Source organism: Caballeronia sp. 11_S32, from assembly GCF_056930355.1.
Map to the genome: position 1 here is coordinate 129,815 of NZ_JBXOWH010000003.1, position 13,203 is coordinate 143,017.

Genomic DNA, 13,203 nt, shown 5'->3' on the forward strand with positions numbered 1-13,203 from the left:
AAATAAACAGCCGAGGCCACCCCTTGCCACGAGCAATCAGGCTCCCCGGCTGTCAATCCATTACCGCCGCGATTAACGCGAATACAATTCGACGATCAGGCTTTCGTTGATGTCGCCGGCGATATCGCTACGCTCGGGCATCGACTTGAACGTGCCTTCGAACTTCTTCTCGTCGACCGACACCCAGCTCGGCATACCGCCTTGCTGCGCCAGCGACAGAGCTTCGACGATACGAGCCTGCTTGCGCGATTGTTCACGCACCGACACGACGTCGCCCGACTTCACTTGCAGCGACGGGATGTTCGCGACTTGGCCGTTGACCATGATCGACTTGTGGCTCACGAGCTGACGCGCTTCGGCGCGCGTCGAGCCGAAGCCCATGCGATAGACGACGTTGTCGAGACGCGACTCGAGCAACTGCAGCAGGTTTTCGCCCGTCGGGCCCTTGCGGCGGTCGGCTTCAGCGAAGTAGCGGCGGAACTGACGCTCCAGCACGCCGTAGATACGCTTCACTTTCTGCTTTTCGCGCAACTGGGTGCCGTAGTCGGACGTACGCGCGCCCGAGGTGCGGCCATGTTGGCCGGGCTTGCTGTCGAGCTTGCACTTGTCGGCGAGCGAACGGCGTGCGCTCTTCAGGAACAGATCGGTGCCTTCACGGCGGGACAGCTTGGCTTTGGGACCGGTATAGCGTGCCACTTTGCATCCTTAAATATTGATCACGCGAAGTTTCCTCCGCGCTAGTCCGAACCCTTTGGGCCGAACGGTGGGCTTAGTTAAAACTTACTAACGCACGAAACCCGCCGATACTTGCGCATCGACAGGAAACATGCGGTCGCATCGTCGTATTAGATACGACGGCGCTTCGGCGGACGGCAGCCGTTGTGCGGGACCGGCGTCACGTCGGAGATCGCGGTGATCTTGATGCCAAGACCATGCAGCGCGCGCACCGCCGATTCACGGCCAGGACCGGGGCCCTTGATCCGCACTTCGAGGTTCTTCACGCCGTATTCCATTGCCACGCGGCCAGCCGACTCGGCTGCGACCTGAGCTGCGAAGGGCGTCGACTTACGCGAACCCTTGAAGCCCTGACCACCCGAGGTCGCCCATGCGAGCGCGTTACCTTGACGGTCCGTGATCGTGATAATGGTGTTGTTGAACGACGCGTGAACGTGAACCACGCCCTCGGCGACGTTCTTCTTGACCTTCTTGCGAACGCGTTGCGCCGCGGAGTTGTTCGAAGCCTTAGCCATTACGTTTTCCTGTAACTGTCAGTTCCGCTTACTTCTTCAGCGATTGCGCTGCACGACGCGGACCCTTACGCGTACGGGCATTCGTGCGCGTACGCTGGCCACGCAGGGGCAGACCCTTGCGATGGCGCATGCCGCGGTAGCAACCCAAGTCCATCAGGCGCTTGATGTTCATCGTGACTTCACGGCGCAGGTCGCCTTCAACGATGAATTTGCCCACTTCGTCACGCAGCTTTTCGAGGTCTGCGTCGGTGAGGTCCTTGACCTTCTTCGAAAATTCCACACCAGCAGCGGTGCAAATGCCGCGCGAACGCGTGCGGCCGATGCCGAAGATTGCCGTCAGGCCGATCTCGGTATGCTGGTGATTCGGGATGTTAACCCCTGCGATACGAGCCATTGTTTTTCCTCAAACAAAAAGCGCAAGCAAAAGCGCGGCGTTCAGCCTTGACGCTGTTTGTGGCGCGGATCAGAGCTGCAAATCACGCGCACAACGCCCTTGCGCTTGATGATCTTGCAATTGCGGCAAATGCGCTTAACCGATGCCATCACTTTCATGATATTACCCTTTTTTCAAATCACTTCGCCCGGAACACGATCCGTGCACGAGACAGATCGTAAGGCGTCAATTCAACCGTAACCTTGTCGCCCGGCAGAATACGGATGTAGTGCATCCGCATCTTCCCGGAAATATGCCCCAGGACGACATGGCCATTTTCCAATTTCACCCGGAAAGTAGCGTTGGGCAGGTTTTCGATGACCTCGCCCTGCATCTGGATTACATCGTCTTTGGCCATGGTCCTAATTAACGCATCGGGACGTTGCCGCCCTTGAAGTTTGCCTTCTTGAGCAGCGACTCATACTGTTGCGACATAACGTACGACTGCACCTGAGCCATGAAGTCCATCGTGACGACGACAATGATCAGCAGCGACGTTCCACCAAAATAAAACGGCACGTTCCAGCGCAACACCAGAAACTCAGGCAGCAGGCACACGAATACGATGTAGATCGCACCGGCCAGCGTCAGACGCGTGAGGATGCGGTCGATATACCGTGCAGTCTGATCGCCCGGACGGATACCCGGAACGAAAGCACCGCTCTTCTTCAAGTTGTCGGCGGTCTCCCGGCTGTTGAACACCAGTGCGGTGTAGAAGAAGCAGAAGAAGACGATCGCCAACGCATACAGCAGCACGTACACGGGCTGACCGGGCTTCAGTGCCTCGGCCACGTTGTGCAGCGTGTTCGCGAACCAGTTGGTGCGCGTACCCGAACTGAACCAGTTCAGGATGGTTGCCGGGAAGAGAATGATCGACGACGCGAAGATCGGCGGAATCACACCCGACATGTTCAACTTCAGCGGCAGATGAGACGACTGTCCGCCGTAAATCTTGTTACCGACCTGGCGCTTCGCGTAGTTCACGAGGATCTTGCGCTGACCGCGTTCAATGAACACGACCAGATACGTGACCGCCGCGATCAGCACGACGATGATGATCGCCGAGATGATGCTCATCGAACCGGTGCGAACCAGCTCGAACAGACCACCGATTGCGTTCGGGAAACCCGCCGCGATACCACCGAAGATGATGATCGAGATACCGTTGCCGAGACCGCGTTCCGTGATCTGCTCACCCAGCCACATCAGGAACATCGTGCCCGTCACCAGCGTCACGACCGTCGTCAGCCGGAACACCATGCCGGGGTCCAGCACCAGAGCCGGCTGGTTTTCCAGCGCGACTGCGATACCGAACGCCTGGAAGGTCGCCAGAACCACGGTAAAGATACGCGTGTATTGCGTGATCTTCCGTTGCCCCGCCTGCCCTTCCTTCTTCAACGCCTCCATTTGCGGCGACACGATCGACAGCAACTGCATGATGATCGACGCCGAAATGTAGGGCATGATGCCCAGCGCAAAGATCGTGAATCGCGACAGCGCGCCACCCGAGAACATGTTGAACATGCCCAGGATGCCGCCCGACTGGCTTTGGAACAGCTTCGCCAGTTGATCCGGATCGATGCCGGGTACCGGAATATGCGCACCAATGCGGTAGACGATCAACGCCAGCAGCAGGAATACTGCACGCCGACGCAGATCGCCGAATTTCGCCGCGCTTCGACCGGTTTTTGCGAGACTCGGGCTGTTAGCCAAGTACCTTCTCCGATGCTAGTGCTAGTAACGGCGAAAGCGCGTTACTCGGCGAACGAGCCGCCAGCGGCTTCGATTGCCTCGCGGGCGCCCTTCGTTGCCGTCAGGCCCTTCACCGTCACCTTGCGCGTGATCTCGCCGGTCTTGATGATCTTCGCGCTCTTGATGAGCTCGCCGACCAGACCCGCTTGCTTCAGCGCCAGAAGATCGATTTCGTCGACCGGCAGCTTCTCGAGATCAGCCAGGCGCACTTCACCGACGAATTCCTTCGTCAGCGACGTGAAGCCACGCTTCGGCAGACGACGCTGCAGAGGCATCTGACCGCCTTCGAAGCCGACCTTGTGAAAGCCGCCCGAACGCGATTTCTGACCCTTGTGGCCGCGGCCAGCGGTCTTGCCGAGGCCCGAACCGATACCGCGCCCGACGCGACGCTTTGCGTGCTTCGCGCCTTCTGCCGGCTTAAGGTTATTCAATTCCATGTTCAACTCCTTGGATCCTAGGGTCAACCGCTCAGCCGATGACCTTAACGAGGTACGAGACCTTGTTGATCATCCCGCGCACTGCCGGCGTGTCCTGCAACTCGGAAACCGAGTTGAGGCGGCGCAGGCCGAGGCCACGCACCGTCGCACGGTGCGTTTCGCGGGTCCCGATCAGGCTCTTGACGAGCTGAACCTTGACAGTTTTTTCAGACATGGTGACCACCTTAGCCCAGAATGTCTTCGACGGACTTACCACGCTTCGCCGCGATGTCTGCCGGAGTCGACTGCTTGCGCAGGCCGTCCAGCGTCGCACGAACGAGGTTGTACGGGTTCGTCGAACCGTGGCTCTTGGCCACAACGTTTTGCACGCCCATCACGTCGAACACTGCGCGCATCGGGCCGCCAGCGATCACGCCGGTACCGTCCTTCGCCGGAGCGAGGAGTACCGCCGATGCGCCGTGCTTGCCGTGCACTTCGTGTTGCAGCGTGCCGTTCTTCAGGGGCACCTTGAACATGTTGCGGCGGGCCTGTTCCATTGCCTTTTGAACGGCAACCGGAACTTCCTTGGCCTTGCCCTTGCCCATGCCGATCCGGCCATCACCGTCGCCAACCACGGTCAGTGCGGCGAAGCCGAGAATACGGCCACCCTTCACGACCTTGGTCACGCGGTTGACCGAAATCATCTTTTCGCGCAGGCCGTCGTCGCGTTCGTCAGCCTGAACTTTCGCTTGCATCTTTGCCATGACGAATTCTTCCCTTAGAACTTGAGCCCGGCTTCACGCGCCGCATCAGCCAGCGCCTTCACGCGGCCGTGGTAGCGGAAACCCGAGCGGTCAAAGGCGACGGATTCGATGCCGGCAGCCTTGGCCTTTTCGGCGATACGCTTGCCGATCAAGGTCGCAGCATTGACGTTGCCGCCCTTGCCCGACTTGTCGGCCAGTTCAGCGCGCACTTCAGCTTCCAGCGTCGAGGCGCTTGCCACGACCTTCGTGCCACATGCCGAGAACACTTGCGCGTAGATATGCGTATTCGTGCGATGCACGGCCAGACGCGGAACCTGCAGCTCAGCGATCTTGATACGCGTCTGACGAGCGCGGCGCAGGCGAGATTGAGTCTTATCCATGATTGCGCACCCTTACTTCTTCTTCGTTTCTTTGAGGATCACGACCTCGTCGGAATAGCGCACGCCCTTGCCCTTGTACGGCTCAGGCGGACGATAGCCGCGCACTTCTGCTGCGGTCTGTCCGACTTTCTGCTTGTCGATCCCCTTGATCACGATTTCGGTCTGCGACGGGGTTTCAGCCTTGACGCCTTCCGGCATCTGGTGCACCACGGGGTGCGAGAAACCCAGCGACAGGTTCAGCTTGTCGCCTTGCGCTTGCGCACGATAGCCAACGCCAACCAGCGTCAGCTTGCGCTCGAAACCCTTGGTGACGCCGTGCACCATGTTCGCCAGCAAGGCGCGCATCGTGCCGGACATCGCGTTCGCTTCGCGGCTTTCGTCGGCCGGAGCGAGCTTCAGCGTACCGTTGTCGTTCGTCACGCTCACCAGCTTGTTGGCCGGTTGAGAGATCGTGCCGAGCGGACCTTTCACGGTGATGACGTCGCTCTTGATGGCCACTTCCGCGCCTTGCGGCAGCGCGATCGGGCTTTTACCTACTCGAGACATGTTTCTTCTCCTTAGGCGTTAAGCGACGTAGCAGATGACTTCGCCACCGACGCCGTTCTGGCGCGCCTTGCGGTCGGTCATCACACCCTTCGGCGTCGACACGATGGCAACGCCCAGGCCGTTCATCACCTGAGGGATATCGTTGCGACCGCGGTACACGCGCAGACCAGGCTTCGAGACGCGCTCGAGGCGCTCGATAACCGGACGGCCAGCGTAGTACTTCAACGCAATGTTCAATTCCGTCTTCGCGCCTTCAGCCTTCACCGCGAAGTCGTCGATATAACCTTCGTCCTTCAAAACCTGCGCAATCGCAACCTTGACTTTCGACGAGGGCATAGTCACCGAAACCTTCTCGACCATCTGCGCATTGCGGATGCGAGTCAGCATATCGGCGATAGGATCACTCATGCTCATTTATGTTTCTCCTATTACCAGCTCGCCTTGGTCAGGCCAGGGATTTCGCCGCGGAAAGCGATTTCACGAATCTTGCCGCGTGCGAGTCCGAACTTGCGGAACGTGCCACGCGGACGACCCGTGATCGCGCAGCGATTACGCTTGCGAGTGGGGTTCGAGTTACGCGGCAGTTGTTGCAGCGCCAGACGCGCGAGGTAACGCTCTTCGTCCGACTTGCTTGTGTCGTCGATCACAGCCTTCAGCTCAGCACGCTTCGGTGCGTACTTGGCTGCCAGGCGCGCGCGCTTCTTTTCACGTTCGATCAGTGCCAGTTTAGCCACGGTAACCTCAGTTTCTGAACGGGAACTTGAAGCCGGCGAGCAATGCCTTTGCTTCTTCGTCGGTCTTCGCAGTCGTCGTGATGCTGATGTTCAGCCCACGCAGCGCGTCGATCTTGTCGTAGTCGATTTCGGGGAAAATGATCTGCTCTTTCACACCGATGTTGTAGTTACCACGGCCGTCGAACGCCTTGCCCGACACGCCACGGAAGTCGCGGACGCGAGGCAGCGCAACCGTCACGAAACGGTCCAGGAATTCGTACATGGCATTACCACGCAGGGTAACCATCGTGCCGATCGGGTAGCCTTCGCGGATCTTGAAACCAGCGATTGCCTTACGCGACTTGGTGATGACGGGCTTCTGGCCGGCGATCTTCGTGAGGTCGCCAACGGCGTGCTCGAGGACCTTCTTGTCAGCGACGGCTTCGCCAAGGCCCATGTTCAGGGTAATCTTGGTGAGGCGCGGCACTTCCATAACCGACTTGTAGCCGAACTTTTCAACCAGTTGCGGCACAACCTTTTCTTTGTAAATCTCTTGCAGACGAGCCATTTTTTAACTCCGCGTCAGGCGTTCAACGTGGCGCCGGTCGACTTCAAGAAGCGAACCTTCTTGCCGTCTTCGACCTTAATGCCGACACGCGATGCCTTGCCGTTCGCGTCGACGAGCGCGACGTTCGAAATATGCAGAGGCATCGACTTGGCTTCCACACCGCCCGTCGTACCCTTCATCGGGTTCGGCTTCACGTGCTTCTTGACGAGGTTGATACCCTCGACGGTCACACGGTCTTCCGCAACGGCCAGCACGGTACCGCGCTTGCCCTTGTCCTTGCCGGTGGTGACGATGACTTCGTCACCCTTGCGAATCTTGTTCATCGCGACTCCTTACAGCACTTCCGGCGCGAGCGAAACGATCTTCATGAATCGTTCGCTACGCAGTTCACGCGTAACCGGCCCAAAAATACGCGTGCCGATCGGCTCGAGCTTGGTGTTCAGCAGAACGGCGGCATTGCCGTCGAACTTGATGAGCGAGCCATCCTGGCGACGCACGCCCTTGGCCGTACGAACGACCACGGCGTTGTAGATTTCGCCCTTTTTCACGCGTCCGCGCGGCGTCGCTTCCTTGACGGTCACCTTGATGATGTCGCCAATGCTTGCGTAACGACGCTTCGAGCCGCCGAGCACCTTGATGCACATGACTTCACGCGCACCCGTGTTGTCGGCCACTTCAAGCCGAGTTTCGGTCTGGATCATGGTTTATCTTTCCCAACTTAATCCGATTGCACCACCATGGCACAGCCGGTCAGTCTTGGTCCCGTCAGCCATTCGGCTGCTTGGGTTAGAACAGGCAGCGAGGGCAGACGAAACCCGCCATCGCAATCCGGTGAATCTGTCGACTCAGGCTGGCGCCCAAGCCGGCTTCCCCCACCAATTTCGCCCGCGACGGGGCTCCCACAAAGAGGGAAGACCGAGATTATAACAAATAATCTCGGTCTTGCAAGCGAAACTTACTGCGACACTACTTACTGCATCGCGGTACTACTGCTTCAGCTTTAGATCACGCGAGCCGCTTCAACCAGCTTCGACACAACCCAAGCCTTCGTCTTCGAAATCGGACGGGTTTCCTGGATTTCGACGAGATCGCCTTCGTTGTACGTGTTCGCGTCGTCATGCGCGTGGTACTTCTTCGAGCGCACGACATACTTGCCGTAGATCGGATGCTTCACGCGGTGCTCGACCAGAACGGTGACCGTCTTGTCCATCTTGTTGCTGACGACCTTGCCGACCAGCGTCCGCTTGAGCGAGGTTTTTACGCTATCGTTCATTTCTGGTTCGCCTTCTCGGTCATGACGGTGCGCACGCGTGCGATGTCGCGACGGACCTTCTTCAGCTGGCTCGTGTTCGTGAGCTGCTGGGTCGCGAGTTGCATACGCAAGCCAAATTGCGCCTTGAGCAGATCCGACAGCTCCTTGTTGAGCGCGGCCTGGTCTTTCTGGCGAAGTTCAGTTGCCTTCATCATTTACTCCTTAGGCGCCGAGCTGACGGACCACGAAGTTCGTCTTGAGCGGCAGCTTGGCTGCAGCCAGACGGAACGCTTCGCGCGCCAGTTCTTCGGAGACACCGTCCATTTCGTACAGCATCTTGCCCGGTTGAATTTCAGCGACGTAGTACTCCGGGTTACCCTTACCGTTACCCATACGCACTTCGGCCGGCTTTTGCGAAATCGGCTTGTCCGGGAAGATACGGATCCAGATCCGGCCGCCACGCTTGATGTGACGCGTCATTGCACGACGCGCCGCTTCGATTTGACGCGCGGTCAAACGGCCGCGACCGATAGCCTTCAGACCGTATTCACCGAACGACACCGCGTTGCCGCGCGTCGCCTTGCCGGTGTTACGACCTTTCTGCTCTTTGCGATACTTTCTGCGTTTCGGTTGCAGCATCGTTATTCTCCAGTCTTCGCGTCACCGCCAGCGCGACGGGGACCGCCACGACGTGCGCCAGCCGGAGCGCCTTCACCGTCACGGCGCGGACGGCGATCGCCACCCGGACGTGCGTTGCGGCGCGGACGCTTTTCTTCCGCCACTTCTTCCACGACCGGCGCTTCGTTGCGGCCGAGGGTGTCGCCCTTGTAGACCCACACCTTCACGCCGATGATGCCGTAGGTGGTCTTCGCTTCCGACGTCGCGTAGTCGATATCCGCACGCAGCGTATGGAGGGGCACGCGACCTTCGCGATACCACTCGGTACGAGCGATTTCGATACCGTTCAGACGGCCCGCGCTCATGATCTTGATGCCTTGGGCGCCAAGACGCATCGCGTTCTGCATCGCACGCTTCATCGCGCGGCGGAACATGATGCGGCGCTCGAGCTGCTGCGTGATCGAATCAGCGATGAGCTGAGCATCCGTTTCCGGCTTGCGGATCTCTTCGATGTTGACGTGAACCGGAACGCCCATGCGCTTCTGCAGTTCAGCCTTCAGCGATTCGATGTCCTCGCCCTTCTTGCCGATGACAACGCCCGGACGCGAGCTGTAAATCGTGATGCGCGCGTTCTTGGCCGGACGCTCGATGACGACGCGGCCAACCGAAGCGTTCTTCAGCTTCTTCTTCAGATATTCACGAACACCGATGTCTTCCTGCAACATCGCCGCGAAATTGTTGTTGTTCGCGTACCAGCGCGAAGCCCAATTGCGGCTGACGGCCAAACGGAAGCCAGTCGGATGAATTTTCTGTCCCATCGTATGGCTCCTTAATTCCCGACCGTCACAGTGATGTGACAGGATTGCTTCTCGATGCGGTTACCGCGACCCTTTGCGCGTGCGGTGAAACGCTTCAGCGAAGCAGCCTTGTCGACGTAGATGCTCGTGATCTTGAGCTCGTCGATATCGGCGCCTTCGTTGTGTTCCGCATTCGCGATCGCAGACAGCACGACCTTCTTGACGATACCCGCCGCCTTCTTCGGCGAGAACGTCAGAACGTTCAGCGCCTTGTCGACCGGCAAACCACGAATCTGGTCAGCCACAAGGCGCGTCTTCTGCGCCGAGATGCGGGCACCGCGATGAATTGCTTTCACTTCCATCTTGATAGCCCCTTATTTCTTGGCCTTCTTGTCGGCCGCGTGACCCTTGAACGTACGGGTCAGTGCGAACTCGCCAAGCTTGTGGCCGACCATGTTTTCCGTGACGTACACCGGAACGTGTTGACGGCCGTTGTGAACAGCGATCGTCAGACCGATGAAGTCCGGCAGAATCGTCGAACGACGCGACCAGGTCTTGATCGGCTTCTTGTCACGCGTCGATGCAGCCGCCTCAACCTTCTTCAGCAAATGAGCGTCGCAGAACGGACCTTTTTTAGCAGAACGTGTCATTGCCTACTCCTTAACGCTTGTGACGGCGCTGGACGATCATAGTCGTCGTGCGCTTATTGCTGCGGGTGCGATAGCCCTTCGTCGGCGTGCCCCACGGGCTCACCGGATCGCGACCTGCTGCCGTCTTGCCTTCACCACCGCCATGCGGGTGATCAACCGGGTTCATTGCAACGCCGCGCACCGTCGGACGGATACCGCGCCAGCGGTTTGCACCAGCCTTGCCGATTTGACGGAGGCTGTGCTCTTCGTTACCCACTTCGCCGATCGTCGCGCGGCACTCGACGTGCACGCGGCGAATTTCGCCCGAACGCAGACGCACCTGAGCGTAGACGCCTTCGCGAGCCAGCAGCATCGCCGACGTACCAGCCGAACGCGCCATTTGCGCGCCCTTGCCCGGCAGCATTTCGATGCAGTGGATCGTCGTGCCGACCGGGATGTTGCGGATCGGCAGGGCGTTACCTGCGCGGATCGGCGCTTCCGAACCGGACATCAGCTGCGCGCCGACCGCCACGCCCTTCGGCGCGATGATGTAGCGACGCTCGCCGTCCGCGTACAGAACCAGCGCGATGTTCGCGCTACGGTTCGGGTCGTACTCGAGACGCTCGACTTTTGCCGGAATGCCGTCCTTGTTGCGACGGAAATCGACGATACGATAGTGTTGCTTGTGACCACCACCCTGGTGACGCGTGGTGATACGGCCGTTGTTGTTACGGCCCGCCGACTTGGATTGCGTGTCGAGCAGCGCTGCGTGCGGCTTGCCCTTGTGCAGATCCTTGTTGACGATCTTGACCATCGCGCGGCGACCCGGCGAGGTCGGCTTAACTTTCACGATTGCCATGATTACTTGGCCTCCGCTTCAAAGTTGATTTCCTGGCCGGGCTTCAGGCAGACGTACGCCTTCTTCACGTCCTTGCGCTTACCGTTGAAGCGGCCAAAGCGCTTTGCCTTGCCCTTCGTGACGAGCACGTTGACGGAATTGACTTCGACCTTGAACAGCAGCTCGACAGCAGCCTTCACTTCCTGCTTCGTGGCGTCCGGCGCGACTTCGAACACGACTTGTTCGTTCTTGTCGGCAACCAGCGTCGCCTTTTCGGAGATCACCGGCGCGAGCAGAACTTGCATCAAACGATGATCGTTTTTGCGAACTTCGCTCATGACAGCAACTCCTCGATCTGAGCGACCGCAGCCTTCGTGATCAGCACTTTCTTGAAGTAGATCAGCGAGAGCGGGTCGGCGTAACGCGGCTCGACAACCGCCACGTGGGCCAGGTTGCGCGACGCGAGGTACAGGTTTTCGTCGACCGTATCGGTGATGACCAACACGGAATCGAGACCCATCGCCTTGAATTTTTCGGCCAGCAGCTTGGTCTTCGGGGCTTCGAGCACGAAGTCTTCGACCACTGCGATACGGCCTTCGCGAGCCAACTGCGAGAAGATCGAGCGGAGACCCGCGCGATGCATCTTCTTGTTGACCTTGTGCGAGAAGTTCTCTTCCGGCGAATTCGGGAAGATGCGACCACCGCCACGCCACAACGGGCTCGACGACATACCGGCACGAGCGCGGCCCGTACCCTTCTGACGCCACGGCTTCTTGGTGGTGTGCTTGACCTGCTCACGATCCTTCTGAGCGCGGTTGCCGCTACGTGCGTTCGCCTGATAAGCGACGACGACCTGGTGAATCAGGGCTTCGTTGTAATCGCGACCGAACACGACGTCCGATGCGTTCACGCCAGCGCCTTCCTGACCATTGGCATTCAGGAGCTTAAGTTCCATTATTTCGCTCCTTTCACAGCACGCGTCTTGACGGCCGGGGTCACGAAGACCTTGCCGCCCTTCGCACCCGGAACAGCACCGCGAACCAGCAGCAGATTGCGCTCTGCGTCGATGCGGGCGATTTCGAGGTTTTGAACCGTAACGGTTTCGTCGCCGAGGTGACCCGTCATGCGCTTACCCGGGAACACACGACCCGGATCCTGCGCCATACCGATCGAACCCGGAACGTTGTGCGAACGCGAGTTACCGTGCGATGCGCGGCCCGAACTGAAGTTGTAGCGCTTGATCGTACCGGCGTAGCCCTTACCGATCGACGTGCCTTGCACATCAACCTTCTGGCCGACTTCGAAAATGTCCGTACCGATCACAGCGCCGTTCGACAGTTCGCCTGCCTTGGCCGTATCGATATGGAATTCCTTGAGGATTTCACCGGCTTGAACGCCGGCTTTGGCGAGGTGACCCGCCAACGGCTTCGTCACGCGCGATGCGCGGCGAGCACCGAATGCAACCTGAACGGCGGTATAACCATCCGTTTCAACGGTCTTGATCTGCGTCACGCGGTTGTCCGACACGTCCAGCACGGTGACGGGGATCGAATCCCCCTCAGGCGTGAAGATACGGGTCATGCCAACCTTGCGACCTACGAGTCCAAGGCTCATCGTTTTCTCCATTCCCAACTGCGATTGGTCGGGGCTGATTTACAAATGCCGCTTTCGTCACGGAAGACTGGAGCAGCTTACTTGCGTCTTTTTCGTGCGCATAGGCGCGAAAAGCCTTGGAGTATAACAAGGCTTTTCGAATCCTGCAAGCAATCAAAGACTTAGCTCCGTCTGCCCTGTTAGTACCGGCCAGCGGAGCTTTGTGGACTTACTGCAGCTTGATTTCGACGTCGACGCCTGCCGGCAGGTCGAGCTTCATCAACGCGTCGACGGTCTTGTCCGTCGGGTCGACGATGTCCATCAGGCGCTGGTGGGTGCGGATTTCGAGCTGGTCGCGCGACGTCTTGTTAACGTGCGGCGAACGCAGGATGTCAAAACGCTGAATACGCGTCGGCAGCGGCACCGGGCCACGAACGATCGCGCCAGTCCGCTTCGCCGTGTCGACGATCTCGGCTGCCGATTGATCGATCAGGCGATAGTCGAAAGCTTTCAGACGAATACGGATTTTCTGGTTCTGCATGATGATTCCTTGAAAAGAGCGAGGCGGTATTGCACCGCACCTAGGCAAAAGAGCGTAGGACCGGATACCCGCTGAGGACAGGCATCCGGCCCCGGTTTTACTGCGCTACTGCA

27 protein-coding genes are annotated in these 13,203 nt (G+C 59.0%); all 27 read right to left on the reverse strand.

What is annotated here, in order from left to right; genetic code table 11:
* Window positions 1-72 precede the first annotated feature (72 nt).
* Window positions 73-696, reverse strand: coding sequence for a 30S ribosomal protein S4 (gene rpsD, locus AC1Z32_RS12075; RefSeq protein ID WP_061163567.1), 624 nt, complete (start codon window positions 694-696; stop codon window positions 73-75).
* 149 nt (window positions 697-845) lie between these two features.
* Complete coding sequence (gene rpsK, locus AC1Z32_RS12080; RefSeq protein WP_006052224.1) at window positions 846-1,250, reverse strand: 30S ribosomal protein S11; 405 nt, start codon at window positions 1,248-1,250, stop codon at window positions 846-848.
* Window positions 1,251-1,278: 28 nt separating this feature from the next.
* Window positions 1,279-1,644, reverse strand: coding sequence for a 30S ribosomal protein S13 (rpsM, locus tag AC1Z32_RS12085; protein WP_008344037.1), 366 nt, complete (start codon window positions 1,642-1,644; stop codon window positions 1,279-1,281).
* Window positions 1,645-1,685: 41 nt separating this feature from the next.
* Window positions 1,686-1,802, reverse strand: a complete 117-nt coding sequence (gene rpmJ, locus AC1Z32_RS12090) for a 50S ribosomal protein L36 (protein ID WP_004199844.1) — start codon at window positions 1,800-1,802, stop codon at window positions 1,686-1,688.
* A 20-nt stretch (window positions 1,803-1,822) separates the two neighbouring features.
* The gene (gene infA / locus AC1Z32_RS12095) at window positions 1,823-2,041 is read right to left on the reverse strand and encodes a translation initiation factor IF-1 (RefSeq protein WP_004521905.1); all 219 of its coding nucleotides are present in this window, start codon (window positions 2,039-2,041) and stop codon (window positions 1,823-1,825) included.
* Between the two features lie 8 nt (window positions 2,042-2,049).
* Window positions 2,050-3,396 carry a preprotein translocase subunit SecY gene (secY, locus tag AC1Z32_RS12100; protein WP_008343935.1) on the reverse strand — a complete coding sequence of 449 codons (1,347 nt, stop codon included), beginning with the start codon at window positions 3,394-3,396 and terminating at the stop codon, window positions 2,050-2,052.
* A gap of 41 nt (window positions 3,397-3,437) precedes the next feature.
* Window positions 3,438-3,872, reverse strand: a complete 435-nt coding sequence (rplO, locus tag AC1Z32_RS12105) for a 50S ribosomal protein L15 (protein WP_008343934.1) — start codon at window positions 3,870-3,872, stop codon at window positions 3,438-3,440.
* A gap of 31 nt (window positions 3,873-3,903) precedes the next feature.
* Entirely contained in the window at window positions 3,904-4,086 is a 183-nt protein-coding gene (gene rpmD, locus AC1Z32_RS12110) for a 50S ribosomal protein L30 (RefSeq protein ID WP_010106952.1), read from the reverse strand.
* Window positions 4,087-4,096: 10 nt separating this feature from the next.
* A complete protein-coding gene (gene rpsE, locus AC1Z32_RS12115; protein WP_008343875.1) occupies window positions 4,097-4,615 on the reverse strand; it encodes a 30S ribosomal protein S5 in 519 nt (172 codons plus the stop codon).
* A 14-nt stretch (window positions 4,616-4,629) separates the two neighbouring features.
* The gene (gene rplR / locus AC1Z32_RS12120; protein ID WP_008343872.1) at window positions 4,630-4,995 is read right to left on the reverse strand and encodes a 50S ribosomal protein L18; all 366 of its coding nucleotides are present in this window, start codon (window positions 4,993-4,995) and stop codon (window positions 4,630-4,632) included.
* A 12-nt stretch (window positions 4,996-5,007) separates the two neighbouring features.
* The gene (gene rplF, locus AC1Z32_RS12125) at window positions 5,008-5,541 is read right to left on the reverse strand and encodes a 50S ribosomal protein L6 (protein ID WP_483478925.1); all 534 of its coding nucleotides are present in this window, start codon (window positions 5,539-5,541) and stop codon (window positions 5,008-5,010) included.
* Between the two features lie 18 nt (window positions 5,542-5,559).
* Complete coding sequence (gene rpsH, locus AC1Z32_RS12130; protein ID WP_035967610.1) at window positions 5,560-5,955, reverse strand: 30S ribosomal protein S8; 396 nt, start codon at window positions 5,953-5,955, stop codon at window positions 5,560-5,562.
* A gap of 14 nt (window positions 5,956-5,969) precedes the next feature.
* Window positions 5,970-6,275 (reverse strand): 30S ribosomal protein S14, encoded by a 306-nt coding sequence (gene rpsN, locus AC1Z32_RS12135; protein WP_483478926.1) that lies wholly within the window; start codon window positions 6,273-6,275, stop codon window positions 5,970-5,972.
* A 7-nt stretch (window positions 6,276-6,282) separates the two neighbouring features.
* On the reverse strand, window positions 6,283-6,822 hold the full coding sequence (gene rplE, locus AC1Z32_RS12140) for a 50S ribosomal protein L5 (protein ID WP_014192474.1): 540 nt from the start codon (window positions 6,820-6,822) through the stop codon (window positions 6,283-6,285).
* A gap of 14 nt (window positions 6,823-6,836) precedes the next feature.
* Window positions 6,837-7,145, reverse strand: a complete 309-nt coding sequence (gene rplX / locus AC1Z32_RS12145; RefSeq protein ID WP_483478927.1) for a 50S ribosomal protein L24 — start codon at window positions 7,143-7,145, stop codon at window positions 6,837-6,839.
* Between the two features lie 9 nt (window positions 7,146-7,154).
* Window positions 7,155-7,523, reverse strand: a complete 369-nt coding sequence (gene rplN, locus AC1Z32_RS12150) for a 50S ribosomal protein L14 (RefSeq protein WP_006998478.1) — start codon at window positions 7,521-7,523, stop codon at window positions 7,155-7,157.
* 299 nt (window positions 7,524-7,822) lie between these two features.
* Window positions 7,823-8,095 (reverse strand): 30S ribosomal protein S17, encoded by a 273-nt coding sequence (rpsQ, locus tag AC1Z32_RS12155; RefSeq protein WP_008343854.1) that lies wholly within the window; start codon window positions 8,093-8,095, stop codon window positions 7,823-7,825.
* Entirely contained in the window at window positions 8,092-8,286 is a 195-nt protein-coding gene (gene rpmC, locus AC1Z32_RS12160) for a 50S ribosomal protein L29 (protein WP_008343853.1), read from the reverse strand. The genes rpsQ and rpmC overlap by 4 nt, the downstream gene beginning before the upstream one ends.
* Before the next feature lie 10 nt (window positions 8,287-8,296).
* Complete coding sequence (rplP, locus tag AC1Z32_RS12165; RefSeq protein ID WP_008343852.1) at window positions 8,297-8,713, reverse strand: 50S ribosomal protein L16; 417 nt, start codon at window positions 8,711-8,713, stop codon at window positions 8,297-8,299.
* Between the two features lie 2 nt (window positions 8,714-8,715).
* Window positions 8,716-9,510, reverse strand: a complete 795-nt coding sequence (rpsC, locus tag AC1Z32_RS12170) for a 30S ribosomal protein S3 (protein ID WP_062608725.1) — start codon at window positions 9,508-9,510, stop codon at window positions 8,716-8,718.
* Between the two features lie 11 nt (window positions 9,511-9,521).
* A complete protein-coding gene (gene rplV, locus AC1Z32_RS12175; RefSeq protein ID WP_007730533.1) occupies window positions 9,522-9,851 on the reverse strand; it encodes a 50S ribosomal protein L22 in 330 nt (109 codons plus the stop codon).
* A 12-nt stretch (window positions 9,852-9,863) separates the two neighbouring features.
* The gene (gene rpsS, locus AC1Z32_RS12180; protein ID WP_008343850.1) at window positions 9,864-10,139 is read right to left on the reverse strand and encodes a 30S ribosomal protein S19; all 276 of its coding nucleotides are present in this window, start codon (window positions 10,137-10,139) and stop codon (window positions 9,864-9,866) included.
* Window positions 10,140-10,149: 10 nt separating this feature from the next.
* The gene (gene rplB / locus AC1Z32_RS12185) at window positions 10,150-10,977 is read right to left on the reverse strand and encodes a 50S ribosomal protein L2 (protein WP_061163562.1); all 828 of its coding nucleotides are present in this window, start codon (window positions 10,975-10,977) and stop codon (window positions 10,150-10,152) included.
* 2 nt (window positions 10,978-10,979) lie between these two features.
* Entirely contained in the window at window positions 10,980-11,294 is a 315-nt protein-coding gene (gene rplW, locus AC1Z32_RS12190; protein ID WP_035967599.1) for a 50S ribosomal protein L23, read from the reverse strand.
* Window positions 11,291-11,911 carry a 50S ribosomal protein L4 gene (rplD, locus tag AC1Z32_RS12195; RefSeq protein WP_008343845.1) on the reverse strand — a complete coding sequence of 207 codons (621 nt, stop codon included), beginning with the start codon at window positions 11,909-11,911 and terminating at the stop codon, window positions 11,291-11,293. The genes rplW and rplD overlap by 4 nt, the downstream gene beginning before the upstream one ends.
* Window positions 11,911-12,570, reverse strand: coding sequence for a 50S ribosomal protein L3 (rplC, locus tag AC1Z32_RS12200; RefSeq protein ID WP_483478928.1), 660 nt, complete (start codon window positions 12,568-12,570; stop codon window positions 11,911-11,913). The genes rplD and rplC overlap by 1 nt, the downstream gene beginning before the upstream one ends.
* Before the next feature lie 208 nt (window positions 12,571-12,778).
* Window positions 12,779-13,090: a 30S ribosomal protein S10 gene (gene rpsJ / locus AC1Z32_RS12205; protein WP_006998489.1), complete on the reverse strand. Its 312-nt coding sequence runs from the start codon at window positions 13,088-13,090 to the stop codon at window positions 12,779-12,781.
* Window positions 13,091-13,203: the final 113 nt, after the last annotated feature.